The following is a 24054-nucleotide window of genomic DNA, read 5'->3' as shown; positions in this document are numbered from 1 at the left end:
TGAGTTCGAACGGAACGGCCGCGTTTCGCGTGCCCGTGTTGTTGTTGGCGCCGGCGGGGCCGGGCATGGTGTCCGGCGCGCGTCACCCGACGCGCGACAGTGTCTCGACGGTTCCGAAGGCGGCGTCATAGGCGGCGATCGTGGCCCGTGCCCGGGTGCGGACCTCGGCGGCCGAGAGGCCGGGCCGGTAGAGGCTCGAGCCGAGGCCGAAGGTCCGCACGCCCGCCGCCGCGTAGGCGGGGAAGTCGCCATCCGCGACGCCGCCCACCGCGCCCACCACTGTGTCGCGCGGCAGGATCGCGCGGATCGCCTGGATGCCGGCGGGACCGACCAGGCTGGCAGGAAAGAACTTCAGCGCCGAGGCGCCGGCCTTCACCGCCATGATCGCCTCGCTCGGCGTCAGCACGCCGGGCATCGTCACCATGCCGTGGCCGCTGGCCCGCGCGACGACGGCCGGATCGATGTTCGGGCTGACCATCAGCCGGCCGCCGATGTCGTGGAGCCGGTCGACCTCCGCCGTCTCCAGCACGGTGCCGGCGCCGATCAGCACGCCTGCCGGCGCGATCCGGACGGCGCTCGCGATCGAGCGGAACGGATCGGGCGAGTTCAGCGGCACCTCGATCGCCTCGATGCCCTCCTCGATCAGGGCGCCGATCACCGCCTCGGCCTCGTCCGGGCGGATGCCGCGCAGGATGGCGACAAGCGCCCGGCGCAGGCTCGGCCACGGGACACGTGTGGCGATGGTCATGGCGTCGCTCCGTCGAGCTGGGGAAAGAGGGTCAGCGCCGCCGCGTGCAGGCCCTCGCGGACGCAGGTTTCGGCGTCGAACACGGCGATCCCGATGGAGCCGGCGATGGCGAGCGCTCGGGTATAGAGCGCGGCGGCCGGTCCCGAGACGACGAGGGCCGTGCCGTCGAGGGAGCCGAAACGCTGCCGCGCGCCGGCGAGCTCGGTGCCGATCAGCAGGCCGGACAGGCGCGCCAGCGTGGCGCCGGGCGGCGTTCCTTCCACCAGCCAGCCGGCGCGAAGGCCGAACAGGCGGTTCGTCATGCTGGCGGGCGCCGCCAGCGCATCAGCGACGCCCGCGGCGAAGGCCGGCTCGTCCGGATCCACCGGCGGTGCGGCCTCGACGGCCGGGGCGATCACCGAGCCCGTGCGCAGAAGCTGGAACAGCTCGCCGGTCATGAAGGTGGCGAAGCCGTTCACCGCGCCGGCGCGGATCCGCACCCATTTCGAGTGGGTGCCGGGCAGGCAGGCGAGAATGTCCTGCGAGCGGTCGAGATTGGCGGCAAGGCCGAGAAGCTGCGTTTCCTCGCCGCGCATCACGTCGGGCTCGCCCCGCTCGCGCCGGGCAATGCCCGGCAGAATGCGCACCGGACGGCGGGCATCACGGACGGGGATGGCGCCGGCGATCAGGCGGTCGAGCGGCACCGGCACGTCGAGATAGGCGGCTTCCTGCCAGCCATGGCGCGATCCCACCATGCCGCAGGCGATCACCGGCACATGAGAGCCGAGACCGAGCGCGGCGATGTGCGATTCCAGCACGGCCTCGAAGCCGGCCGTGCTGGAATGCGCGAGCCCTTCGGCGCTGCGCCGTTCGCCCCGCACGCGCCCGGCGGCATCGAGCGCCCAGAGCCGGAAGCTCGACGTGCCCCAGTCGACGGCGATGTGGGAGACGGTGTCGCGATCCATCACGCCGCTCCGAGATCGAGGCGCGGCTCGGGACGGCCGATGGCGCCGACATCGAGGACGAAGGTGAGCCCATGATGGGGATCCGCCGCCCGCGCGGCCTGGTCCATGCCCTGCCAGGCACTGGTGACGAGCAGCCGGTCGAGCCGGGCGCCGACAAAGGCCGGGCAGCTGGACTGCCGGGCCGGCACCGTGACCGTGCGCACGCGCCGGCCCTCGGGCGTGTAGGCGTCGACGCGGCCGGCGCCCCAGCGGGCGTTCCAGATCAGCCCCTCGGCATCCACCACCGCCCCGTCGAGCCCGCCGATGCCGCCCCGATGATCGTAGAGCGGCACCGGGTCGCCGACCGGCAGCCCGGTCGCCGGGTCGAGGGCGACACGCTGGAGAATCGCGGTCGGCGTATCGGTGAAATAGCCGGTGCGGCCGTCGGATGCGAAGCAGATAGCGTTGGGGACGGTGATGCCGGCATAGAGCCGGCGCAGCTCGCCGCGGAAGAAATGATAGATCGCGCCCGCGCCCGGCTCGGCATGCCGGCCCATCGTGCCGATCCAGAGCGCGCCGCACGGGTGCACGCGACCGTCATTGGATCGCGTCGACCGATTGTCGGCCTCGAGCGGCGTGTGCAGGCTCAGCCGGCCGCTCGCACCATCGCGCAGGTAGAGCCCGTCGTCGCCGGCGACGAGCTGGCGCGCCGCGTCGACCCGCGCCAGCACGCTGCCCATGAAGGGAAGCTCATGGACCTGCACCGTCCCGGCGGCGAGGTCGGCCGCGACGAGGCGCTTCCCGACGATGTCGAACCACCAGGCGATGCCGGTGGCGGGGTCATAGGTCGGCCCCTCGCCGAGCTGGCAGCGCGGCGCGTCGAGCCGCGTGGTGGCCACGCTCTCGGCTTCGGGTTCCCCCGGGATGATGGCCTGTGGCGACACGGGCGCCTCCCGCCTCAGTGGTTGTCGCGCGGCACGCCCATGGTCTGGGCGATCCGCTGGTAACGTACGGCCGGCTCCAGCACTGCGCCCGTTTCCAGCTGGCCGACGACCGCGCGCTGGATGTCCTGCCAGGGCGTCTGGCTGGCGGGATAGGGGTAGCCGCCCTGCGCGGCGAGTTCGGCGCGGCGGCGCTCCAGCTCGTCCTCCGGCACCAGCATGTCGGCCGAGCCGCGCTTGAGATCGATGCGTACGCGATCGCCGGTGCGCAGGATGGCGAGGCCGCCGCCGGTCGCCGCTTCGGGCGAGGCGTTGAGGATGGAGGGCGAGCCCGACGTGCCGGACTGGCGCCCGTCGCCGATGCAGGGCAGCGAGGTGACGCCGGCACGGATCAGGTAGTTGGGTGCGCGCATGTTCACCACTTCCGCCGCGCCGGGATAGCCGATCGGCCCCGCCCCGCGCATGAACAGGACGGTGTGTGCGTCGATGGCGAGCGCGGGGTCGTCGATCCGGTGGTGGTAGTCCTCCGGGCCGTCGAAGACGACGGCACGCCCCTCGAACGCCTCGGGATCGTCCGGGTTCGACAGGTAGCGGTCGCGGAATTCCGGCGAGATCACGCTGGTCTTCATGATGGCCGAGGAGAACAGGTTGCCGCGCAGCACGCGGAAGCCGGCCTTCTCCTTCAGCGGCTGATCGTAGGGCCGGATCACCGCCTCGTTCTCGATCCGCGCGTCGCGGCAGTTGTCGCCGAGGCTGCGGCCGTTCACCGTGAGTGCACTCTCGGCGATGAGGCCCTGCTGCATCAGCTGGTTGACCACCGCCGGCACGCCGCCGGCATGGTAATAATCCTCGCCGAGATATTCGCCAGCCGGCTGCAGGTTGACCAGCAGGGGGATGTCCTCGCCATAGGTCTGCCAGTCGTCTACCGAGAGCTCGACGCCGATGTGGCGGGCGAGCGCGTTCAGGTGGATCGGCGCGTTGGTCGAGCCGCCGATTGCCGAATTGACGCGGATGGCGTTGATGAAGGCGTCGCGCGTCAGGATGTCGGAGGGCTTGAGGTCCTCGCGCACCATGTCGACGATGCGAAGCCCGGTGCGGTAGGCGACCTCCTGGCGGTCGCGATAGGGGGCGGGGATCGCCGCCGAGCCGGGCAACTGCATGCCCAGCGCCTCGGCGAGCGAGTTCATCGTCGTCGCCGTGCCCATGGTGTTGCAGTAGCCGGTCGAGGGGGCGGACGAGGCCACCAGCTTGACGAAGCCGGCATAGTCGATCTCGCCCTTCGCCATCAGCTCGCGGGCTTTCCAGACGATGGTGCCCGAGCCGGTACGCTCGCCGCGGAACCAGCCGTTCAGCATCGGCCCGACCGACAGCGCGATCGCCGGGATATTTACCGTCGCGGCGGCCATGAGGCAGGCGGGGGTGGTCTTGTCGCAGCCGATGGTGAGCACCACGCCGTCGAGCGGGTAGCCGTAGAGCACCTCCACCAGCCCGAGATAGGCGAGGTTGCGATCGAGCCCCGCGGTCGGGCGCTTCCCGGTCTCCTGGATCGGGTGCACCGGGAACTCGATGGCGATGCCACCCGCCTCGCGGATGCCCTCGCGCACCCGCTTGGCGAGCTCCACGTGATGGCGGTTGCAGGGGGAGAGATCCGAGCCGGTCTGGGCGATGCCGATGATCGGCCGGCCGCTCTGCAGCTCCTCCTGGCTGAGGCCGAAATTCATGTAGCGCTCGAGATAGAGCGCGGTCATGTCGGCGTTGGCCGGGTTGTCGAACCAGGCGCGGGAGCGCAGCTTGCCGGGGGTTGTACTCGGGCCATGCATGGTGGTTGCTCCTGCGGTTCAGGCGACGTCGAAACGGTAGATCGAGCTGTGCCGGTAGGTTGCACCGGGGTCGAGCCGGGCGGACGGGAAGTCGGGACGGTTGGGCGCGTCGGGCCAGACCTGCGGCTCGAGGCAGATGGCGTCGGACTGGCGGTGCAGCCGGCCGTATTTGCCGGGCACCGAGCCGTCGAGATAGTTGCCGGCGTAGAACTGAACGCCGGGCTGGTCGGTGTGGAGCTCCATCACCCGCCCCGAGGCGGGATCGGCGAGCCGCGCGGCGAGGCGTGGCGCGTCGGCGCGGCGCTCGCCGAGGCAGTAATTGTGATCATAGCCGTGGCGTACGGCAAGCTGTTCATGAACCTCGCGAATCCGGGCGCCGATGGCGCGCGGGGTGCGGAAGTCGAACGGCGTGCCGGCGACCTCCTCCGGTCCGCCGATGGCGACGGTGGCGGCATTCACCGGGATATAGCGGTCCGCCGGGATGGTCAGCACATGGTCGAGCGCGCTGCCGCCCTGCGCGACGCCGGCGAGGTTGAAGAAGCTGTGATTGGTGAGGTTCACCACGGTCGGCCGGTCGGTCGTCGCGGTGAAATCGATGGTCAGCGTGGTGCCCTCGACCGTGTAGGTCACCTCGGTGGCGAGCGTGCCGGGATAGCCCTCCTCGCCGTCGGGCGAGGTATAGGCGAGGGTGAGCCGGGGCGCGGGAGTATCGACCAACTCCTTGATGGTCCAGATCTTCCGGTCGAATCCGGCCAGTCCGCCATGGATCGCGTTGGTGCCGTTATTGGCCGCCAGCGGAAAGGTTGCCCCGTCGAGATCGAAGGTTGCCCCGGCGATGCGGTTGGCGAAGCGCCCGACGGTGGCGCCGAAATAGCGGCGGTTGGCGACATAGCCGGCGAGATCGTCCTGGCCGGTGATGACGTCGGCCAGCCGCCCCGTGCGATCGGGCACGAACAGGGACTGGATCGCCGCGCCATAGGTCATGATGCGGGCCTCGAAGCCGCGCGCACCGATCAGGCGGACGAGGTCGACGGGAGCGCCATCCGGCAGCGTGCCGAAGGGCTGGCGGATGACCCGGTCTCCCGCGCCGGTGGGCTCGCCGCTCATGGCTGGTCCTCGATGAAGGGCGGTGCGCTGCGGCGCCGGCCCAGCATGAAGGCGTCGGCCACCAGCACCAGCGGCGCGAGGTCGACATCGCGCGCGCCGCGGCGCACCAGATCGACGAAGTGCCGGTAGATGCCGCGATATTCGGCTTCCTTCTCGTCGACGAGCGTCCGTCCCTCGTGGAACAGCTTCGCCCCGCCAAGGCTCAGCGTGAGGCGCCCGGCATCGGTGTCGACATGGATGTCCCAGGTCTGCGGGCCGGTCTGCAGGAAGTCGAGCTCGGCGCGGATCGGGGTTCCGGCGTCGTCCGAAAAGTCGATCTCGCCGGCGATCGGCGCGGCCCGGTTTTCCGGAAAGGCGAGATCGGCGGCGGTGACGAAGACCGGGCGCGGCAGGATGCGGGTGAGGATCGAGAAGGCGTTGATGGCGGGGTCGAAAACGCCCAGCCCGCCGGGCTCGAAGATCCAGTCCTGTCCCGGGTGCCAGACGCGCACGTCCTCCTTCCAGACGATGGAGACGGAACGGATCTGCCGTTCCGCCAGGAAGGCCCGCGCGGGCTCGACGGCGGGGGCGAAACGGGAGTGCCAGGTGGCGAAGAGGGTCTTCCCCGTGCCTTCCGCCGCGGCCACCAGCGGACCGAGCTCGGCCACGGTTGCACCCGGCGGCTTTTCCAGGAGCACATGCTTGCCGGCCGCGAGGGCGGCCGCGGCCTGGCCGCGGCGCACCTGCGGCGGGGTGCAGAGTGCAACCGCCTCGATATCAGGTGCTTTGGCGAGCAGCTGGTCGAGCGTTTCGTAATGCGCCACGCCCTCCAGCGCGGCGTTGCGGCTGGCGATGGCGACGAGCTCGATGCCCTCGGTGGCGGCGATGGCGGGCACATGCTGGTCGCGGGCGATCTTGCCGAGACCGACGATGGCGAGGCGGATCGGGCTCATCAGCGGCGCTCCTTCGGACTGACCGATCGGTGCAGTGAGGTGGACGATGAGTCCGGCGAAATGGACGATGGGTGCGGTCGGACCGATCGGGGCGACGTGCCGGAAGCCGCCATCGGCTTCGCCCTCACCTGCCCCATGTGAGCACCATGGGGTCGAGCCGGCGGGCGAGTTCGAGGAGGCCGGCGCGGGTGGCGGGGTGCACCGGCGGCAGGGGCGCGCGCAGCGCGTCGCTGGCGATGACGCCGCCGGCCTGCATCAGGATCTTGGCGGTGGCGAAGCCCGCCTGCCGGTTCTCGTAATTGATCAGCGGCAGCCAGCGCTCATAGGCGTCGAGCGCGGCCTCGCGGTCGCCGGCGACATAGGGGTCGATGATCTGGCGGATGCCGTCGGGAAAGCCGCCGCCGGTCATGGCGCCGGTCGCCCCGGCGTCGAGATCGGCCATCAGCGTGATCGCCTCCTCGCCGTCCCACGGCCCCTCGATGGCGGCGCCGCCGGCCGCGATCAGCGCCCGCAGCTTGTTCGCCGCCTGCGGCACCTCGATCTTGAAATAGGCGAGGTTCTCGATCTCGGCCGCCATCTTCGCCAGGAACGGCACGGAGAGCGGCGTGCCGGCGACGGGGGCGTCCTGCACCATGATCGGGATCGAAATGGCGTCGGAGACGCCGCGATAGAACGCGTAGATCTGCGCCTCCGGCACCCGGAAAGTGGCGCCGTGATAGGGCGGCATGATCATCACCATGGCCGCGCCGAGTTCCTGCGCGCGCTTCGAGCGCGCGGCGCAGATGGCGGTCGAGAAATGCGTCGTCGTCACGATCACCGGCACCCGCCCGGCGACATGCTCCAGCACAATGCGGGCGATGGTGTCGCGCTCGTCATCCGCCAGCACGAACTGCTCGGAGAAATTGGCGAGGATGCAGATGCCGTGCGAGCCGGCGTCGATCATGAAGTCGATCGCCCGCTTCTGGCCATCGAGGTCCAGCGTGCCGTCGGCATGGAACACCGTCGGCGCCACGGGGAAGACGCCGGAATAGCGGGGGGTAGGGGACGGGGAAACAGGCATGAGGGAATCCGGCAGGCTCACTCGGTGGCGCCGTGGCGGCGCAGGCCATTGAAGATGACGTTCATCATCGCTGTGTTCGCGGCCTCGGCATCGCCCTTCTCGATGGCGTCGACGATACGCTCATGGGCGAGGACGGCAATGTCCCGCTCCGGCTCGGCGACGGGCGCGCTGAGCAGGAAGGAGGCGCGCAGGGCCGCCTCGATCACCGCGCCGACCGAGCGCATGAAGGGATTGCCCGAGGCATTGGCGATGGCGACGTGAAGGGCGAGGTCGCCATCGGCGAAGCCGGGCGAATCGAACGGCTCGCGGCGCATGGTGGCGATGGCGGCGCGCATCGTGGCGACGTCGGCGGGGCTGCGCCGCTCGGCGGCGAGCGCGGCGGCGCGGGGCTCGACGGCGAGGCGGATCTCGGCGAGATCGCGCAGGAAGCGGCGGTCGATGCCGGCATCGAGGTGCCAGGCCAGCACGTCGGAATCGAACATGTTCCAGGCGGCGCGCTCGCGCACCACGGTGCCGACCCGCGCCTTGGTCGAGAGCAGCCCCTTGGCGACCAGCGTCTTGACGCTCTCGCGCAGCACCGGGCGGGAGACGCCGAACAGCAGCGTGAGCTCGGCGTCGCCCGGCAGCTTGGCGCCCTCGGCGTAGCGGCCGGCGATGATGTCGATGCCCACCGTGCGGGCGACCTCGGCATGGTTGGAATGGGCGCGGCGGGCGGGTATCACGACGATGCGGGCGGTCACGTCGGCGTCTCCCCGGCTCGGGCCGGCACGCCCGCCGCCCCCGCGCGGCGCCCAGGGGCGCACGCCCGACCGGCACGCGCAGGCGAACGGACGAAGGGCATGGCGGCGTCTCTCCCTGCCGGTCGGCCGGGTGCTTCTTCGGGCACCGTGGTTCCGGCGAGGGAAGTCATGCCACAGCTTCGGGCGGCTGAAAAGTCATATTATATGATCGTTGCGGAAGGCCGCGCGGCGGCGGGCGCGGGCGCGCTGGATCGGATGCGGGGCGCATGATAGGGCGTGCGCGCGCCGCTGTCCCCTGTCCCGACTGCCCGCAAGGCTCCCGATGACGCGCCTTTCGCCGCGACCCGTGATCTATCTGGCCGGTCCCGACATCTTCCGGCGCGACGGCGTCGCCGAGGGCGAGCGGCTGAAGGCGATCTGCGCGCGGCTGGGGCTCGAGGGGCTCTACCCGCTCGACGGGCCGGCGCTCGCCGATGCCGGCGCGATCCGCGCCAACTGCCTCGCGCTGATCGACCGGGCCGACGCGGTGCTGGCCAATATCGCGCCGTTCCGCGGGCCGCATATGGATCCGGGCACGGCCTATGAGATCGGCTATGCGGTGGCGCGCGGGCGGCCGGTCTATCTGTGGTCCGCCGAGCCGCGCACGTTGCGCGCGCGCATTCCCGACAACGGCCGTGGCGAGGTGCCCGCCCGCGACGGCGAGGGGCTGCTGATCGAGGATTTCGGCCTGCCCGAGAACCTGATGATCGCCCCGCCCGGCGCCGTGGTCTCGCCGGGCCCGGAGGCGGCGCTGGAGCGGGCGGCGGCGGAACTCTCGCGCAACGTCACCGCGCGGCGCGTGCAGGCCATGGGCCGGCGCATGGTGCTGGCGAGCTTCCTCGCCAGCCTCGCGGCGGCGCTCGCGGCGGGCTATGTGGCGAACCGCCTGCTGTGGCCGTGAGGCCGCGGGCGCCCGGCCGGTCGGACAGCACCGGCCGGGTGAGCGGAATGACTACTTGAACAGCACCAGCAGCAGGCTCTGGCCGGCCTTCGAATCGAGCTCGGCGGCGGTCAGCTTGCCGTCCTTCTTCTTGTCGGCGGACTTGAAGCGGGCGCGGACGATGTTCAGCCACTCGTCCATTTCCAGCGTCTGGTCGCCGTCATGGTTGACCTTGGCCCAATCCTTCTTGGTCAGGCGGCCTTCCGTCTCGTCGGGCTCCAGCGTGGTGTCGCCGTCCGGATTGATCTGCGCGAACAGCTTGGTGCCGAGGTCGATCGCCTCGACCACGGTCAGCGTGCCGTCGGGCGCCTTGCCGAGCTTCGAGAGCGCTTCCGCGCCGGTGAGGGCGGAGGCGGTGCCGATCAGGCCGAGGGAGAGAAAGCCGGCAACCCCGGCGACGGCGCCGAGTCGGGTGAGAGAGTGGCGCATGGGCGTATCCTTTTTCGCCGAGAGCTGAGGAGCGAGGGCATTCCCGTTCCAATCGCTGCCGCACGGCGAGGTTCCGATGCTGCGCACACCGGCGCGTCGGCTGGCCGCGACCGCTACAGCGTGGCGAGGCGATCGGGGCGAAGTCATGGCGGTAATATCGCGCGGGCGGTCCGTGTGACGGCGGACCCCCGACAGGTCGCCTCGGCCCGGTCGCCCCGGCCGGGGCGGGATCGCGATCAGACCGCATCCCATGCCGCCCGCTATGCCGCGTCCCACGCCGGGGCGAGGCCGGCGGGGCTGACGATGCGCCCGTCCGGCCGGGCCAGCGCGTGGATCGCCGCCATCTCCGCCTCCGACAGGGCGAAGTCGAACACGGCGAGGTTTTCCGCCGCGCGCGCCTCGCTCACCGTCTTCGACAGGGCGACGACGCCCTGCTGCTGCACCAGCCAGCGCAGCACCACCTGCGCCACCGAGCGCCCGTGCCGGGCGGCGATCTCCTTCAGCGCGGCGTCCTTCAGCACGGCGCCGTCGGCCATGGCGAAATAGGCGGTGATGGAGAGCCCCGCCGTGCGGGCGGCGGCGAGGAGGCGGCGCTGGTCGATATAGGGGTGGTACTCGACCTGGTTGGTGACCAGCGGCGCCGCGCTCAGCCGCTCCGCCTCGGCCATCAGCGCCAGGTTGAAGTTGCTCACGCCGATATGGCGGACCTTGCCGGCGGCCCGCGCCTCGTTCAGCGCGGCGATCGGCTCGGCGAGCGGCACCGACGGGTTCGGCCAGTGCAGCAGCAGGAGGTCGACATAGTCGGTGCGCAGCTTCTTCAGGCTCTCCTCGACCGAGGCGATGAGGGCGTCGTGGCGGTATTTGTCGACCCACACCTTGGTGGTGAGAAAGATGTCGGCGCGCGGCACGCCCGAGCCGGCGATGGCCGCGCCGACCTCGGCCTCGTTGCCGTAGATCTGGGCGGTGTCGACGTGGCGGTAGCCGAGCCTCAACGCGGCCGGCACCATGCGCAGCACATCGGTGCCGGAGACGCGGAAGGTGCCGAAGCCGAGCGCGGGGATGGCGGCGCCATTGGCGGTGACGTTGTGCATGTCGGTCTCCTTGTCGGGCCTTTGCAAGAGTTAGGCAGCCTGGCCGGCCGGCGCCAGCCGGCGGTCGAGCGCGCCGCTCCACAGCGTCAGGCCGAGCGCGCCGGTCACCAGCAGCGCGCCGACCCAGGGCGTCGCGCCGAGGCCGAGCGGGGAATCGACCACGCGGCCGCCGATCCACGCGCCGACGGCGATGCCGAGATTGAAGGCGGCGATGTTCAGGGCCGAGGCGACGTCCACCGCGCCCGGACGGTAGCGGCGGGCGAGCTCGACCACATAGAGCTGGAGGCCCGGCACATTGGCGAAGGACAGGAAGCCGAGCGCGGCCAGCGTCACCAGTGTCGCCAGCGGCGAGACGGCGGTGAAAGTGAAGGCGACTAGCGTCGCCGCCTGCAGCGCGAACAGCACGGCCAGCGCCCGCACCGGGTCGCGGTCGGCGATGCGCCCGCCGACGAGGTTGCCGGCGGCGATGGCGAGGCCGTAGAGCACCAGGATCAGGCTGACCTGATGGCTGGCGAAGCCGGTGATCTGCTCGAGGATGGAGGCGAGGAAGGTGAAGGCGACGAAAGTGCCGCCATAGCCGAGCGCGGTCATGCCGAAGGCGATCAGCAGCCGGCCGGAGCCGAGCACGCGGACCTGATCCAGCAGCGGGGTGGGCGGGGCCTTGGCGAGGTTCGACGGCAGCAGCAGCAGGATGCCGGCGAGCGCTACCGCGCCGAGCCCGGCCACCGCCCAGAAGGTGGCGCGCCAGCCGAACGTCTGGCCGATGAAGGTGCCGAGCGGCACGCCGGTGACGATGGCCACCGTCAGCCCGGTGAACATCAGCGCGATGGCCGAGGCGCGCCGGTCGGCGGGCACGAGGCCGGCGGCGATGGTGGCGCCGACCGAGAAGAACACGCCATGGGCCAGGGCGGAGACGATGCGCGCGACCAGCAGCATCTCGTAGGAGGGGCTGAGCGCGGCGGCGGTATTGCCGGCGATGAACAGGCCCATCAGCCCGGCGAGCAGGGTCTTGCGGCCCACCCGGCCGGTGAGCGCGGTGAGCACCGGCGCGCCGAAGGTGACGCCGAGCGCGTAGACGCTGACGATCAGCCCGGCGAGCGGCAGGGTGATGTGGAGATCGGCCGCCACGGTCGGCAGCAGGCCGACGATGACGAATTCGGTGGTGCCGATGGCATAGGCGGCGATGGTCAGCGCGAACAGCGCGACCGGCAGGGTGCGGATGGACATGACGGCTCCGTTCCGTGCCGGCACGCCGGCCCGGTTCGAGGATGGATGCGGGTTGATGTCGATATGCGCCCGCCGGGCTTGCGCGATAAGCCGGGGCGGGGGAGCATCACCCTTGAACTCAATTCAACAGTGAGCGCCGGGATGGATAATCGCGCCGGGGAAATGGAGGTGTTCCTGACCGTGGCCGAGCGCGGCAGCTTCTCGGCGGCCGGGCGGCGGCTGGGGCTTTCCACCTCGGCGGTGAGCAAACTCGTCTCCCGCATCGAGGCCCGGCTCGGGGCGCGGCTGCTGGTGCGCACCACCCGGGCGCTGACGCTGACGCCGGAGGGCGAGATCTATGGCGAGCGCGCCCGGCGCATCCTCGCCGAGATCGACGCGGCCGAGCGGCTGATCGCCGCCGGGGCCGCCGCCACCCCGCGCGGCAAGCTGCGGGTGAGCGCCTCGATCGGCTTCGGCGAGCGCTGCCTGACGCCGCTGGTGCCGGAATTCCTCGCCCGCTACCCGCAGGTGCAGCTCGACCTGTCGCTGACCGACGCGGTGATCGACCTGATGGCGGAGCGCGCCGATATCGCGCTGCGCTCCGGGCCGCTGCACGATTCCGGGCTGAAGGCGCGCAAGGTGATGGAGAGCCCGCGGGTGATCGTGGCCTCGCCCGCCTATCTGGCGCGGCACGGCACGCCGCAGCGGCCGGAGGACCTCGCCGGGCACAACTGCCTGCGCTTCAATTTCCGCCGCAGCACCGACGACTGGCCGTTCCGCGATCCCGCCTCGGGTCGCGCCTATGCGCTGCCGGTGGCGGGCAATCTCGAGGGCAACAGCGGCGCCATGCTGCGCCACCTCGCGCTGGACGGGCTGGGCCTCGCCCGCATGGGCCGCTTCCACGCCGGGCCGGACATCGCGGCGGGCCGGCTGGTGCCGGTGCTGGAAGCCTTCAACGGCGGCGATGTCGAGCACATCCACGCGCTGTTCGTGGGGCACGAGCACCTCGCCACCCGCATCCGCGCCTTCGTCGACTTTCTGGTCGAGCGGATCGGCGAGGCCGGCGCGCCGCGCGGGTGAGGTTATTGCCGGACGGCGGGCGCCGGGCCACCCCGTCGGGTGCCCGGCGCCGTTGGTCGCGCGGGGGGCGCCGCCGGTCAGCCCGGCCCCATTCTCTTCGCGCAGGCGTTCTCGTGGCGGATCATCGAGATGACGGTGACGATGCAGGCGGCCGCGGCGAGGGCGGCGATCAGCATCAGCAGGCTCGGCGCGTCGGCGAAGGTGAAATAGGCCTTCGCCCCTTCCCAGGTGGTGATGGGGGCGGAATTCATGCGCGTGCTCCGTGGATGGTGGACGGGAGAGTGAGGCGCAGCCGGGCGCGCCGCCCGGCCGCCGTGGTTCATTCGGCCGGGCTCACCGCGTCGAGGCTGTCGAAGGCCGGGATGCGCGCTTCCGGATAGGCCTTCACCGGCACCTCGGCGAGGTCGAGGCCGGCGATCTCCGAGGCGCGGTCGACCCGCAGCAGGCCGGCGAGCTTCAGCACATAGGACAGGCCGTAGCCGGGCAGGAAGCCGAGCAGGGCGAAGACGATCATGCTCTTGAACTGGCCGAGGAAAGACACCGCGGGGCCGTCGACGTTCGGATAGCCGGCGGCGAATATGCCGGCCGCCAGCAGGCCCCAGACGCCGCCGAAGCCGTGCACCGCCACCGCGCCCACGGCGTCGTCGATCTTGAAGCGCATCACCAGGAAGTCGTTGATCTTGGGGATGGCGCAGCCGCCGATGAAGCTGATCAGGAAGGCCAGCGGGGGATAGTAGACGTCGAGCCCGGAGGCCGAGGAGATGACGCCGACCAGCGCGCCGGACATCATCCAGAACGGATCGCGGGTAACGAGGTAGCAGCCGATCATGCCGCCGGCGACGCCCATCAGCGTGTTGAAGGCGAAGGCGGAGAGCGTGGTCGGCGTGTTGTAGATGCTCATCCACGTGCCGCCATTGTAGATGATGCAGCCGCCGAGGAAGCCGAAGAAGCCCATCACGATCAGCATCAGGCCGATCAGCGACATCGGCATGTTGTGGCCCATGATGTGGTTGATGCTGCCATCGGCGTTGAAGCGGCCGATGCGGGGCCCGAGATTGATCAGCACGCCGAGGGTGAAGAAGCCGGCGACCATGTGGACGCAGCCGGCGGCGCCGATGTCGTGCAGGCCCCATTGCGTGGTCAGCCAGCCTTCCGGATGCCAGCCCCAGGAGGCGCCGAGAATCCAGACAACGCCGCCCAGCACCATGGCGAGAATGGTGAAGCCGGACATGCGGATGCGCTCGATCACCGAACCCGACATGATCGAGGCGGTGGTGGCAGCGAACAAGGTGAAGGCGGCCCAGAAGATGCCGGAGGCGTTGTCGCCGAGGTTCGGCCCCATGGACTGGCTCCAGGGGATGCCGGCCGAGGCGGCCTCGGACACGGTGAAGCCGGTGGGGAAGGCGAGATAGACCCACCAGCCGACGAAATAGAAGGTCGGCACCAGGAAGGCGAAGGCGAGCAGGTTCTTGAGCCCCGAGGCCAGCGCGTTCTTGGCGCGCGAGGCGCCCATCTCATATGCGAGGAAGCCGGCGTGGATGGCGATCATCAGCGCCGTGCACCACCAGTAGAACACCTCCGCATTGACCGTGTTGGTCAAGGCCACCGCCTTTTCCAGCGCCTCGATCTTGGCCATCAGATCAGCGTTTTCCATCGTCCAACCCCTGTCGCATGGTGCGCCGTGCCCCGTTTCCGATGAATGACGTAGAGGCGACAGGCGAAGCACGAGCCATGCCAAGGTCGATCGCGCCACGCTGACGTAGCGTATGCCGCTGGAACGACGCAGGGATTCAGCGCGATGACGGGGCGGCGACCGGATACTCCCGATATTCCTCGGCGCCGTTACTGCCGCAATGCCGGGCATTGCGCGATAACGCTGCGGAAGCGTGCACCGTTGCGGTGCAGCGATCCGGCCGGTCTCGGGAGGGCCACCTTGGCGGGGGGGCTCCCCGCGCGGGGGACGAATACTTGCCGTTGGGGAATTATTACGCAGCGTCAGACGGCGACGACTCCGGCGGCGTCGGCGCGCTGGCCAGGGTGGCGAAGCGGCCGGGACGCAGCCGCGCGGTAGCGAAATCCGCCGCGCAGTCCGGCGAGGCGAGATAGGCGAGCTCGCGCTCGCGCGGCTCGAGCAGGGGGTCGAGCGCCCTCAGCTCGGCGTCGACGCGGCCGGGGTGGCAGTGCACCAGGATGCGGTTTCCCCCGCCCGCCAGCGCCCGGCGGAACACCTGCCGGAACGGCACGCGGTCGGAGAAGTCGTAGAGGCCGCGAAAGCTGTCATTGGTCGGTATGCCGGCCGCGGCGGCCTCGCGGTCGAGCCAGCGCGAGAGCGCGCCGATCACCGCCACCTTGGCGAGGTGGCCGCGCCGCAGCGCACCCGGCAGGGGCTCGGTGCAATGGCGCAGCCACACGCTTCCCGCGGGGTAGCGGCGGGCGAGAGCGTCGATCAGCGCGGCCCGCACGCCGGGCAGTACATGGGCGTGCTGGTGGCCGTCGACGAAATCGGGCGGGCCGCCCCAGACCTCCTCGAAGGCGTCGAGCTGGGCCTCGATCTCGTCGCGCAGCGCCCCCGCCGGCAGGCGCCCCGCATAGGCCTGGCGAATCAGCGTGCCGATCCGCGGCAGGCGCCCGTCGACGGCGATGCCGGGCGCGCCGGTGAGCGGGCGCTGCTCGGTGAGGGTGAGATGCAGGCCGACATCGGCGGGGGCGGTCGCGACAAGCCGCCGCAGCCCCGGGCCGTGCCGCCGCCAGGCCGGCAGGCCGGTCATCGCGCCGGTCGCGGAGAGGCGGCCCAGCGCCACGAGTTCTTCGATGCCCGCGCAAACGCCGGCGCTCAGACCGTAATCGTCGGCGCACACCACAATCGTTTTCAAATCGCCCGCCATTGAATGCGCAGTCTCATAAAAATCACAATCCGTGAGCACTTAGGAAGAACTTTCACACCTCTCGGAGCGCGCGGCCGGGGCTTCCCACCCGCCCACATCTGACAGCCATCCGCAACCCTTTCCCGAGTGCCTCCCATGCTCGCTCCCGCCGCGAGAAGAGCCCGTTCGATCTCGATCGTCGTTCCGGTCTTCAATGAAGCGGGGTCGCTGGCCCTGCTGCACCAGCGCCTTTCCGCCGTCCTCGACACGCTTCCCGACATGCAGCGCGAACTCGTCTTCGTCGACGACGGCAGCCGCGACGACAGCTTCAGCGCGCTGGTCGGGCTCAGCCTGACCGATCCCGCCGTGCGCGCCATCCGTTTCGCCCGCAATTTCGGCAAGGAAGCGGCGATGGCCGCAGGGCTCCAGGCCGCGACCGGCGACATCGTCGTGCTGATGGATTCCGACCTGCAGCACCCGCCCGAGCTGATCCCGGAGATGATCGAGCGCTGGCGCGCCGGCGCGCAGATGGTCATCGCCGTGCGGCGCTCGCGCGACACCGACCCGGCGGCGCGGCGGCTGTGGAGCCGGGCCTTCTACCGCTTCTTCCAGTTCATGAGCGAGGTCCACATCCCCGAGGGCGCCGGCGATTTCCGTCTGTTCGACCGGGCGGTGGTGGACGCGATCAATTCGCTGCCCGAACGCAACCGCTTCATGAAGGGCATCACCTCCTGGGTCGGCTTCCGGCAGGAGGAGATCGAGTTCGACGTCGCCGAGCGGGCGGCGGGCACCTCGTCCTTCTCCTTCATCCGGCTACTGCGCTATGCGATGGACGGGCTGTCGTCCTTCTCCATGGTGCCGCTCCGGGTCTGGTCGCTGATCGGGGTGGCGCTCGCGGCCCTGTCCGGCGTCTATGGTCTCTATCTGATCGGCGAGGTGATCTTCCTCGGGGTGCGCACGCCGGGCTTCGCCTCGATCATGGTCTCCACCCTGTTCCTGTCGGGCGTGCAGCTGATCAGCCTCGGCGTGATCGGCGAATATATCGGCCGGATCTTCACCGAGGTGAAGCAGCGCCCGCTCTATCTGGTGGCCGACCGCATCGGCTTCGGTGCGCCCGCCGCCCCCGCCCTGACCCGTTCCCCGGTCCTTGACGAGATCGCCCTGTGAGTTCGCGTAGCCTTGCCGTCTCTCCCGCCGCGCCGTCGCGCCTGCTGCCCGAGGCCGTGGCCCGCGCCTGGCGCTCGACCTCGCTGACGCGCCTCGTCTCGCTCGCCCTGTTCGCGGGCCTCGCGCTGTGGATCGTGCTGGTCTACCGCGACTACGGCGTCAGCAATGACGAGCCGGTGCAGCATACCTACGGACAGTTGCTGTGGGCTTGGTACCGCAGCGGCTTCGCCGACGACAGCGCCTTCCACTACAAGAACCTCTATCTCTATGGCGGCCTGTTCGACCTGATCGCCGCCGGGCTCGCCGAGCGGCTGCCGATGCCGGTCTATGAATTGCGGCATCTGCTGTCGGCGAGCTTCGGGCTGCTCGGCCTCGTCGCGGTCTGGCGGCTCGCCCGGCTGCTGGCCGGGGAGAAGGCCGGCATCCTCGCCGTGCTGCTGCTCGCCGTCACCGGCATGTATGGCGGGGCGATGTTCACCCACACCAAGGACGTGCCGTTCGCGGCGATGATGGCGTGGGCCCTCTATTATATCACCGTGATCGCGCGCGACCTGCCGGCGGCGCCCGCCACCGGCACGGCGGTGAAGCTCGGCGTCGCGGTGGGCTGCGCGCTGGGGCTTCGCGTCGGCGGCATCTTCGCGGTGTTCTATCTGGGGGTGACGCTGCTCGCCGCCACCGTGCTCTACCGCGATCCGCGGATGCTCGGCCGGGCCATCCTGAGCTTGCTGCCGGCGGTGCCGGTGACGCTGGCGATCATGGCGGCGACCTGGCCGTGGTCGGTGCTCAACACCACCAACTTCCTCGAGGCGGCCACCGCCTTCAGCCATTTCGACTTCGACCTCGAGACGCTGTTCGCCGGCAAGGAACTCCCCATCGGCCAGATCCCGGCGGACTACATGGTGACCTATCTCGCCATCAAGCTGCCGGAGGCGATGCTGTTCGGCATCGCGGCGGGGCTGGTGCTGGCGATCGCCGGGCTCTGGCGCGGGCGGATCGACCGGCGCCGGGCGATGGTGGCGCTGCTGCCGCTGGCGCTGGCGATCCTGTTTCCGATCGCGTTCACGCTCATCACCCGCCCACCGCTCTATAACGGCATCCGGCATTTCCTGTTCGTGATCCCGGCGGCGAGCGTCGCGGCCGCGCTCGGTTTCGCGGCGCTGTGGCGCTGGTCGCGGACGCGGCCGGCGGCGGTGCGGCTCGCCGTCGCCTCGCTGGCGGGGGCGGTGTTCGCCTTCAACGCGGTGACGTTCCTGCGCCTCCACCCGTTCGAGTATGTCGGCTACAACCAGCTGGTCGGCGGGCTGGCCGGGGCGGACGGGCGCTATGAGGGCGACTACTGGTCGACCAGCCTGCGCCAGGCGGCGCTGCGGCTGCGCAAGGGCGTCGTGCTGGAAGGCCGGGCGCTGGCGCATCCCTACAAGGTCGCCGTCTGCGCCGAGCCGGACCAGATCGCCCCCTATCTCGGCCCCGACTTCACCATCACCCAGGACTGGGACGAGGCCGACTTCTTCCTCACCGCCAACAATGTCGGCTGCGACGATGTGATGAAGGGCTTCGGCTACCGCACCGTGAACCGGCTGGGCGTGGCGCTGGCGACGGTCAAGGATCTGCGCGACGAGCACGGCCTGCACACGCCGCTGCCCTGGGGCGACGACGACACCGCCCCGCCCGAGGCGCCCGCGGTGTCCTCGCTGCAGGGCGCGCCCTCGGTCGCCAGCGCCCGCGCCAAGCCGTGACGGAGGGAGCCGTGAGCGCGCTGCGGCTGCCGCACTTCCTGCTCTTCGCCGCGCTCGGGCTCGGCGGCACGGCGGTCCATTACGCCGTGCTGGCGGGGCTGGTGCAGGTCGCGGGGGCGGGGGTGGTGAGCGCGACGACGCTCGGCTTCATCTGCGGCGGCCTCGTCAATTACACGCTCAGCCGGCAGCTCGTGTTCCGCTCGCGCCGGCCCCATGGCGAGGCGATAACGCGGTTCTTCACGGTGGCGCTGTCGGGGCTGCTGCTCAACGCCGCGCTGATGGCGCTGCTGGTCGACCGTCTCGCGCTGCCCTGGCTGCCGGCGCAGATGGCGGTCACGGGCCTGCTGGTGGTCTGGCACTATGCCGGCAACGCGCTGTGGACCTTTGCCGAGCGCCGCGCAGCGTGAGCGCCCGCCCGCCGCTCAGGTCTCCGGGGCGAGGGGCAGCGCGAGCGTGACCCGCCCGCCGCCCTCCGGGCCGGCGGGGTGGATGCGGATCTCGCCCTCATGGGCGGTGATGATGGAGCGGCACATGGCGAGGCCGAGGCCCATGCCGTTCGGCTTGGTGGTGTAGAAGGGCTCGAACGCCTTCTCCGCCGCCTCCGCGCTGAAGCCCGGCCCGCTGTCGGCGACATCGATGACGATCCGCCCCTCCGCGCGCCGGGCGCGCACCGAGAGCCGGCGCTCGTCGGCCGGCAGCGCCTGCATCGCCTGCATGGCGTTGATGGCGAGGTTCATGAGCACCTGCTGGATCAGCACGCGGTCGCCGTCGATGCGCGCGCCGGCGGCCTCGATGGCCGGCGCGAGCGCCACCTGCGCCGCCGCGATGTCGGGGGCGAGCAGGTGCAGCGCCTCCTCGACCAGCGCGCCGATCTCGACCAGGCTGCGCTCGGGCTCGACCTTGCCCATCATCCGGCGCACCCGGCGCACCACCTCGGAGGCGCGGCGGGCGGCGGCGGCGGCCTCGTCGAGCGCGAGCCGGACCTCGCCGAGATCGGGCGGGTCGCGGTCGAGCCAGCGGCGGCCGGCGGCGGCGTTGGCGGCGATGGCGGCGAGCGGCTGGTTGATCTCGTGGGCGATGGTGGCGGAGACCTCGCCGAGCGTCGCCGCCCGCAGCGCGTGCTCGAGCTGGCCGCGGGCGCGCTCCAGCGCCTCCTGCGCCTTCACCCGCTCGGTGATGTTGACGACGCTCGCCTGCACCCGGTCGAGGTTGCCGTCGGGCGGGAAGTTGAAGGCGACGAGCACGCGCAGCAACTCGCCCGAGCGGGTGCGCACGGTGGTCTCGGCCTCGTAGCTCGGCTGGCCGGTGGAAAGGGCGACGAGGAAATTGCCGAAGTTCTGCGCGTTGTCGGGCAGGAACTCGTCGAGCCGGGTGAAGAACTCGCCCTTGCTGGCGACCCCCATCAGCCGCAGCGCGGTGCCGTTGACGTCGGTCACCGGGGTCAGCGCGCGCAGGCGGCGCCCGATCTCGGGATGCTCGGCGAGATGGCGTTCCAGATCGGTGACGCCGGAGGCGACGATGGCGTCGAGCTCGGCCTTCAGCGGGCGCAGGTCATGCTCCCAGATGGCGACCGCCAGCGTCTCGAAGATGGTGCGGTAGCGCTGCTCGCTGCGGCGCAGCGCGGCGTCGGCGGCGATGCGCTCGGAAATGTCGGTGTTCGACTGGAGGATCGCGCCCGGCCGGCCACCCGCGCCGGTGCGGCGCCAGCGGCTGGCGAGGTGGAGCGTCGCGCCCGCCCGCGTGGTCTGGACGATCTCGCCCTCCCAGGTGCCGCTCGCGGCCAGCGCGGCCTCGATCGCGGCACGGGGCGCCGGAAAGCGGGTGGCGAGGAAGTCGTGCGGGTCGCGACCCCAGGCGGCGTCGAAGGACCAGCCATAGAGCCGCTCGGCGCCCTTGTTCCAGTAGAGCACCCGCCCCTTCGCGTCGGTGAGGTAGATGGCGTCGCTGGTGACGTCGAGCAGTTCCGCCTGCGATTCGAGGGTGAGCTTGTCGGCATGCCGCCGCAGCAGGATCAGCGCCGTGGCGATGATGGCCGCCAGGCTGAACAGCAGGCGCAGCACCACCTCGAGCGAGGCGTCCTCGCCATGCACGATGGCGAAGCTGACGAGGGTGAGCGCGATGCAGCCGGCGGTCGCGAGCGCGAGGACGCGGTGCGCGCCGGCGTCGGCGACGATGATCAGCACCACGACATACATGACCGCGACGGCGCTGCCGAGCGTGGTCGCTGTGTCGATGGCGAAGATGGCGGCGGCGAGCAGGCCGGCACCGGCGCAGCGGCCGGCGAGCGCAAGCGGACCCGGCGCGGGACGTCGTTTCATCGGCTGTTCCCGTACGGTATCCTTGAAAGCGGGCCGCACGTTAGTCGCATCGCCGGTTGCATGTCAGTATCCGGACGCAGCGGCCATCATGTACTATGGTCTATGTGACGCTACGTCAGGATCGCGGCCGGCTCAATGGCGCAGGCCCGGCGCCTCGCGGCCGGTGCTCGCCACATATTCGGTATAGCCGCCGCCATACTGGCGTACGCCGTCCGGGCTCACCTCCAGCACCCGGTTCGACAGCGCGGCGAGGAAATGCCGGTCGTGGCTGACGAACAGCATGGTGCCCTCATATTCCGCCAGCGCCGCGATGAGCATTTCCTTGGTGGCGATGTCGAGATGGTTGGTGGGCTCGTCGAGCACGAGGAAGTTCGGCGGGTCGTAGAGCATGCGGGCCATGGCGAGGCGGGCCTTCTCGCCGCCCGAGAGCACGCGGCAGCGCTTCTCGACGTCGTCGCCGGAAAAGCCGAAGCAGCCGGCGAGGTTGCGCAGCGAGCCCTGGCCGGCCTGCGGGAACGCGTCCTCCAGCGTCTCGAACACGGTGCGCTCGCCCTCCAGCACGTCCATGGCGTGCTGGGCGAAATAGCCCATCTTCACGCTGCCGCCGCGCTGGACCGAGCCGGCGTCCGGGTCGGTGGTGCCGGTGACGAGCTTGAGCAGGGTCGACTTGCCGGCGCCGTTGACGCCCATGACGCACCAGCGCTCGCGCCGGCGGACGTGGAAATCGAGCCCCTCATAGATGCGCCGCGCGCCATAGGCCTTGGCGACGCCCTTGAGGCTGACCACGTCCTCCCCCGAGCGCGGCGCCGGGGGAAAGTCGAACGCCACCGACTGGCGCCGGCGCGGGGGCTCGACGCGGTCGATCTTCTCCAGCTTCTTCACCCGGCTCTGCACCTGCGCGGCATGGGAGGCGCGCGCCTTGAAGCGCTCGATGAAGGCGATCTCCTTGGCCAGCATCGCCTGCTGGCGCTCGAACTGCGCCTGCTGCTGCTTCTCGGCCAGCGCGCGCTGCTGGGCGTAGAACTCGTAGTCGCCGGAATAGGTGGTGAGGCTGCCGGCGTCGATCTCGACGACCTTGCCGACGATGCGGTTCATGAAGGCGCGGTCGTGCGAGGTCATCATCAGCGCGCCCTCGAAGCCGCGCAGGAAATCCTCCAGCCAGATCAGGCTCTCGATGTCGAGATGGTTGGAGGGCTCGTCGAGCAGCATCACGTCGGGCTTCATCAGGATGATGCGGGCGAGCGCGACGCGCATCTTCCAGCCGCCGGAGAGCTTGCCGACATCGCCCGCCATCATCTCCGGCGAGAAGCCGAGCCCGTCCAGCACCTCGCTGGCGCGGCCCTCCAGCGCGTAGCCGCCCAGCTCCTCGAAGCGGGCCTGCACCTCGCCGTAACGCTCGACGATGGTGTCCATCTCGTCGAGGCGCTCGGGATCGGCCATGGCCGATTCGAGCTCGGCGAGCTCGGCGGCGACCGAGCTCACCGGCCCCGCGCCGTCCATCACTTCCGCGAGCGCGCTGCGCCCCGCCATCTCGCCGACATCCTGGCTGAAATAGCCGATGGTGATGCCGCGATCGACCGCGACCTGGCCCTCGTCGGGCGCCTCCTCGCCGGTGATCAGCCGGAACAGCGTGGTCTTGCCGGCGCCGTTGGGGCCGACCAGGCCGATCTTCTCGCCCTTCAGCAGCGTCGCCGACGCCTCGATGAAGACGATCTGCCTGCCGTTCTGCTTGCTGATGGAATCGAGCCGGATCATGCGCGCGGGATGCCCTTCTGGTGCGGTGCGCGCGGATTAGGCCATAAGACCGGCCGGGGGAAGGCCCGCCGGCGCATGCCTGCCGCGTGGGGCCGGGCCGTGAGGGGTGGCGGGGCGCCGTGCGTTCCGGCGTGCGTGGCGGGCCGGAACGCTCCAGTCTCGCGGGGAGTGCGGAGGGTGTGGAGATGATGAAGGCGGCGCTGTCCCTGCTGCTTGCCGTGCTGCGGATCCCTTTCGAGGCGGCGATCGCGGTGATCGTCATCCTCGACGAGGCGATGCGCCCGCTCTACCGGCCGCTGCTGCGGGCGATCGCCCGGCTCAAGCTGATGGCGCTGTTCGAGGCGTGGGTGGCGGCGCGGCCGCGGGCGGTGATCCTGGTGCTGCTGGGCGCACCCTTCATCATCATCGAGCCGATGAAGATCCTCGGCCTCGTACTGATCGGGCAGGGCGCCTTCCGCACCGGCGCCCTGGTGTTCGGCCTCGCCCATCTCGCCAGCTTCGTGCTGGTCGAGCGCATCTACCGCGCCGGCGAGGCCAAGCTGATGAGCTATCGCTGGTTCGCGACGGTGATGGGCTTCGTGGCGAAGGTGCGTGACGCGGTGCTCGACCGGGTGCGGGCGAGTGCGGCGTGGCGCTGGATCGGGACGGCGCGGGCCCGTGTGCGGGCCTATCTCGACCGTCTCCGGCGTCGCCCGCGCGGATGAGGGGCGGCGGGCGGGGCGCCGCCGGCCCGAAAACCGATCGGTGCATTTTGCTGAAAAAGGGGTGTTGACAGGGCGAGGGGGGTGCCCCTATAAACCGCCCATCGACGGGGCGCCGCCGCACGGCGGGCTTTCGCTCCTCCAAATCTCCTCATGACCTAGGTCGCGAGTTGACCGGCAGCCGCCGGGCAAAGAGGTTTGGTTCGGTCCTGAGGGGAAGCCCTTAGGGTGGGGAATGTGAATTCTCCCTCGGCTCTCGGGTCGAAAAAAACTGCCGGACGGGGCCTTGCAATGAGGTTCGTGGTTCGGTTAAGAGAGCGCCCCGCCGGCAACGGCGAGCCTCTCGAAAGAGACGGAAGACTTTGAAGTGCCTCGCACTTCGGCTGTTTGACAGGTTTGGAAGAAGGAAGAGAGACGTAGGCGGCGGGGTCCTTGCGGGCGCTGTTATCTCCGGGAG

General features: G+C 70.7%; 22 protein-coding genes. 6 read left to right on the top strand and 16 right to left on the bottom strand.

Annotated features, from left to right (window positions below):
- Positions 1-82: 82 nt before the first annotated feature.
- The 8 genes from ACEUEL_RS20620 to ACEUEL_RS20585 form a co-directional block, all read right to left on the bottom strand.
- Positions 83-748, bottom strand: a complete 666-nt coding sequence (locus tag ACEUEL_RS20620; RefSeq protein WP_405709631.1) for a 2-dehydro-3-deoxy-6-phosphogalactonate aldolase — start codon at positions 746-748, stop codon at positions 83-85.
- Positions 745-1692 (bottom strand): 2-dehydro-3-deoxygalactonokinase, encoded by a 948-nt coding sequence (locus tag ACEUEL_RS20615; protein WP_405709628.1) that lies wholly within the window; start codon positions 1690-1692, stop codon positions 745-747. The genes ACEUEL_RS20620 and ACEUEL_RS20615 overlap by 4 nt, the downstream gene beginning before the upstream one ends.
- Positions 1692-2615 (bottom strand): SMP-30/gluconolactonase/LRE family protein, encoded by a 924-nt coding sequence (locus tag ACEUEL_RS20610; protein ID WP_405709625.1) that lies wholly within the window; start codon positions 2613-2615, stop codon positions 1692-1694. Before ACEUEL_RS20610 ends, ACEUEL_RS20615 begins: the two co-directional genes overlap by 1 nt.
- Before the next feature lie 14 nt (positions 2616-2629).
- Positions 2630-4432, bottom strand: a complete 1803-nt coding sequence (locus ACEUEL_RS20605; protein WP_405709622.1) for an IlvD/Edd family dehydratase — start codon at positions 4430-4432, stop codon at positions 2630-2632.
- Between the two features lie 18 nt (positions 4433-4450).
- The gene (locus ACEUEL_RS20600) at positions 4451-5539 is read right to left on the bottom strand and encodes an aldose epimerase family protein (protein ID WP_405709620.1); all 1089 of its coding nucleotides are present in this window, start codon (positions 5537-5539) and stop codon (positions 4451-4453) included.
- Positions 5536-6471 carry a Gfo/Idh/MocA family protein gene (locus ACEUEL_RS20595; RefSeq protein ID WP_405709617.1) on the bottom strand — a complete coding sequence of 312 codons (936 nt, stop codon included), beginning with the start codon at positions 6469-6471 and terminating at the stop codon, positions 5536-5538. The genes ACEUEL_RS20600 and ACEUEL_RS20595 overlap by 4 nt, the downstream gene beginning before the upstream one ends.
- Before the next feature lie 124 nt (positions 6472-6595).
- Positions 6596-7531 (bottom strand): dihydrodipicolinate synthase family protein, encoded by a 936-nt coding sequence (locus tag ACEUEL_RS20590; RefSeq protein WP_405709614.1) that lies wholly within the window; start codon positions 7529-7531, stop codon positions 6596-6598.
- 17 nt (positions 7532-7548) lie between these two features.
- Positions 7549-8271 carry a FadR/GntR family transcriptional regulator gene (locus tag ACEUEL_RS20585; protein ID WP_405709612.1) on the bottom strand — a complete coding sequence of 241 codons (723 nt, stop codon included), beginning with the start codon at positions 8269-8271 and terminating at the stop codon, positions 7549-7551.
- Between the two features lie 322 nt (positions 8272-8593).
- Between ACEUEL_RS20585 and ACEUEL_RS20580 the strand changes: the two genes are divergently transcribed.
- Positions 8594-9211: a nucleoside 2-deoxyribosyltransferase gene (locus ACEUEL_RS20580; protein WP_405709609.1), complete on the top strand. Its 618-nt coding sequence runs from the start codon at positions 8594-8596 to the stop codon at positions 9209-9211.
- Positions 9212-9262: 51 nt separating this feature from the next.
- On the opposite strand, the gene ACEUEL_RS20575 is transcribed toward ACEUEL_RS20580, so the two are convergent.
- The 3 genes from ACEUEL_RS20575 to ACEUEL_RS20565 form a co-directional block, all read right to left on the bottom strand.
- Positions 9263-9679 carry an EF-hand domain-containing protein gene (locus tag ACEUEL_RS20575; RefSeq protein WP_405709606.1) on the bottom strand — a complete coding sequence of 139 codons (417 nt, stop codon included), beginning with the start codon at positions 9677-9679 and terminating at the stop codon, positions 9263-9265.
- Between the two features lie 260 nt (positions 9680-9939).
- Positions 9940-10770, bottom strand: a complete 831-nt coding sequence (locus ACEUEL_RS20570; protein ID WP_405709604.1) for an aldo/keto reductase — start codon at positions 10768-10770, stop codon at positions 9940-9942.
- A gap of 30 nt (positions 10771-10800) precedes the next feature.
- A complete protein-coding gene (locus tag ACEUEL_RS20565) occupies positions 10801-11982 on the bottom strand; it encodes an MFS transporter (protein ID WP_405710227.1) in 1182 nt (393 codons plus the stop codon).
- A 156-nt stretch (positions 11983-12138) separates the two neighbouring features.
- On the opposite strand from ACEUEL_RS20565, the gene ACEUEL_RS20560 reads away from it, so the two are divergent.
- The gene (locus ACEUEL_RS20560; protein WP_405709601.1) at positions 12139-13056 is read left to right on the top strand and encodes a LysR family transcriptional regulator; all 918 of its coding nucleotides are present in this window, start codon (positions 12139-12141) and stop codon (positions 13054-13056) included.
- A 77-nt stretch (positions 13057-13133) separates the two neighbouring features.
- Here the strand turns inward: ACEUEL_RS20560 and ACEUEL_RS20555 are convergent, their stop codons facing one another.
- The 3 genes from ACEUEL_RS20555 to ACEUEL_RS20545 form a co-directional block, all read right to left on the bottom strand.
- On the bottom strand, positions 13134-13307 hold the full coding sequence (locus ACEUEL_RS20555; RefSeq protein WP_405709598.1) for a hypothetical protein: 174 nt from the start codon (positions 13305-13307) through the stop codon (positions 13134-13136).
- A gap of 68 nt (positions 13308-13375) precedes the next feature.
- The gene (locus ACEUEL_RS20550) at positions 13376-14710 is read right to left on the bottom strand and encodes an ammonium transporter (protein WP_405709595.1); all 1335 of its coding nucleotides are present in this window, start codon (positions 14708-14710) and stop codon (positions 13376-13378) included.
- Positions 14711-15041: 331 nt separating this feature from the next.
- Positions 15042-15941, bottom strand: a complete 900-nt coding sequence (locus ACEUEL_RS20545) for a ChbG/HpnK family deacetylase (RefSeq protein WP_405709592.1) — start codon at positions 15939-15941, stop codon at positions 15042-15044.
- Between the two features lie 135 nt (positions 15942-16076).
- Between ACEUEL_RS20545 and ACEUEL_RS20540 the strand changes: the two genes are divergently transcribed.
- From ACEUEL_RS20540 to ACEUEL_RS20530, 3 genes are read left to right on the top strand one after another with little or no spacing between them, the layout of a single operon-like run.
- Positions 16077-17087, top strand: a complete 1011-nt coding sequence (locus ACEUEL_RS20540; protein WP_405709589.1) for a glycosyltransferase family 2 protein — start codon at positions 16077-16079, stop codon at positions 17085-17087.
- Positions 17084-18823 carry an ArnT family glycosyltransferase gene (locus tag ACEUEL_RS20535; protein ID WP_405709586.1) on the top strand — a complete coding sequence of 580 codons (1740 nt, stop codon included), beginning with the start codon at positions 17084-17086 and terminating at the stop codon, positions 18821-18823. Before ACEUEL_RS20540 ends, ACEUEL_RS20535 begins: the two co-directional genes overlap by 4 nt.
- Positions 18824-18834: 11 nt before the next feature.
- Positions 18835-19230, top strand: coding sequence for a GtrA family protein (locus tag ACEUEL_RS20530; protein ID WP_405709583.1), 396 nt, complete (start codon positions 18835-18837; stop codon positions 19228-19230).
- A 15-nt stretch (positions 19231-19245) separates the two neighbouring features.
- Here ACEUEL_RS20530 and ACEUEL_RS20525 read toward each other — a convergent pair whose 3' ends face one another.
- Both ACEUEL_RS20525 and ACEUEL_RS20520 read right to left on the bottom strand, forming a co-directional pair.
- Positions 19246-21141, bottom strand: coding sequence for a sensor histidine kinase (locus ACEUEL_RS20525; protein WP_405709580.1), 1896 nt, complete (start codon positions 21139-21141; stop codon positions 19246-19248).
- Positions 21142-21273: 132 nt separating this feature from the next.
- On the bottom strand, positions 21274-22896 hold the full coding sequence (locus tag ACEUEL_RS20520) for an ABC-F family ATP-binding cassette domain-containing protein (protein ID WP_405709577.1): 1623 nt from the start codon (positions 22894-22896) through the stop codon (positions 21274-21276).
- Positions 22897-23081: 185 nt separating this feature from the next.
- On the opposite strand from ACEUEL_RS20520, the gene ACEUEL_RS20515 reads away from it, so the two are divergent.
- A complete protein-coding gene (locus ACEUEL_RS20515) occupies positions 23082-23600 on the top strand; it encodes a hypothetical protein (RefSeq protein ID WP_405709574.1) in 519 nt (172 codons plus the stop codon).
- The last annotated feature ends 454 nt before the right edge of the window (positions 23601-24054 follow it).

It is taken from the genome of Ancylobacter terrae, from assembly GCF_045108345.1.
In the GTDB taxonomy this organism is placed as follows: Bacteria; Pseudomonadota; Alphaproteobacteria; order Rhizobiales; family Xanthobacteraceae; genus Ancylobacter.
This window is presented reverse-complemented; position numbering and strand designations above follow the sequence as displayed.

What these genes read in the sequence shown, in the direction of transcription:
- ACEUEL_RS20620 (WP_405709631.1), bottom strand. Translation starts at nt 748, where the DNA reads ATGACCATCGCCACACGTGTCCCGTGGCCGAGCCTGCGCCGGGCGCTT.
- ACEUEL_RS20615 (WP_405709628.1), bottom strand. Translation starts at nt 1,692, where the DNA reads ATGGATCGCGACACCGTCTCCCACATCGCCGTCGACTGGGGCACGTCG.
- ACEUEL_RS20605 (WP_405709622.1), bottom strand. Translation starts at nt 4,432, where the DNA reads ATGCATGGCCCGAGTACAACCCCCGGCAAGCTGCGCTCCCGCGCCTGG.
- ACEUEL_RS20600 (WP_405709620.1), bottom strand. Translation starts at nt 5,539, where the DNA reads ATGAGCGGCGAGCCCACCGGCGCGGGAGACCGGGTCATCCGCCAGCCC.
- ACEUEL_RS20595 (WP_405709617.1), bottom strand. Translation starts at nt 6,471, where the DNA reads ATGAGCCCGATCCGCCTCGCCATCGTCGGTCTCGGCAAGATCGCCCGC.
- ACEUEL_RS20590 (WP_405709614.1), bottom strand. Translation starts at nt 7,531, where the DNA reads ATGCCTGTTTCCCCGTCCCCTACCCCCCGCTATTCCGGCGTCTTCCCC.
- ACEUEL_RS20580 (WP_405709609.1), top strand. Translation starts at nt 8,594, where the DNA reads ATGACGCGCCTTTCGCCGCGACCCGTGATCTATCTGGCCGGTCCCGAC.
- ACEUEL_RS20575 (WP_405709606.1), bottom strand. Translation starts at nt 9,679, where the DNA reads ATGCGCCACTCTCTCACCCGACTCGGCGCCGTCGCCGGGGTTGCCGGC.
- ACEUEL_RS20570 (WP_405709604.1), bottom strand. Translation starts at nt 10,770, where the DNA reads ATGCACAACGTCACCGCCAATGGCGCCGCCATCCCCGCGCTCGGCTTC.
- ACEUEL_RS20560 (WP_405709601.1), top strand. Translation starts at nt 12,139, where the DNA reads ATGGATAATCGCGCCGGGGAAATGGAGGTGTTCCTGACCGTGGCCGAG.
- ACEUEL_RS20555 (WP_405709598.1), bottom strand. Translation starts at nt 13,307, where the DNA reads ATGAATTCCGCCCCCATCACCACCTGGGAAGGGGCGAAGGCCTATTTC.
- ACEUEL_RS20550 (WP_405709595.1), bottom strand. Translation starts at nt 14,710, where the DNA reads ATGGAAAACGCTGATCTGATGGCCAAGATCGAGGCGCTGGAAAAGGCG.
- ACEUEL_RS20545 (WP_405709592.1), bottom strand. Translation starts at nt 15,941, where the DNA reads ATGGCGGGCGATTTGAAAACGATTGTGGTGTGCGCCGACGATTACGGT.
- ACEUEL_RS20540 (WP_405709589.1), top strand. Translation starts at nt 16,077, where the DNA reads ATGCTCGCTCCCGCCGCGAGAAGAGCCCGTTCGATCTCGATCGTCGTT.
- ACEUEL_RS20525 (WP_405709580.1), bottom strand. Translation starts at nt 21,141, where the DNA reads ATGAAACGACGTCCCGCGCCGGGTCCGCTTGCGCTCGCCGGCCGCTGC.
- ACEUEL_RS20520 (WP_405709577.1), bottom strand. Translation starts at nt 22,896, where the DNA reads ATGATCCGGCTCGATTCCATCAGCAAGCAGAACGGCAGGCAGATCGTC.
- ACEUEL_RS20515 (WP_405709574.1), top strand. Translation starts at nt 23,082, where the DNA reads ATGATGAAGGCGGCGCTGTCCCTGCTGCTTGCCGTGCTGCGGATCCCT.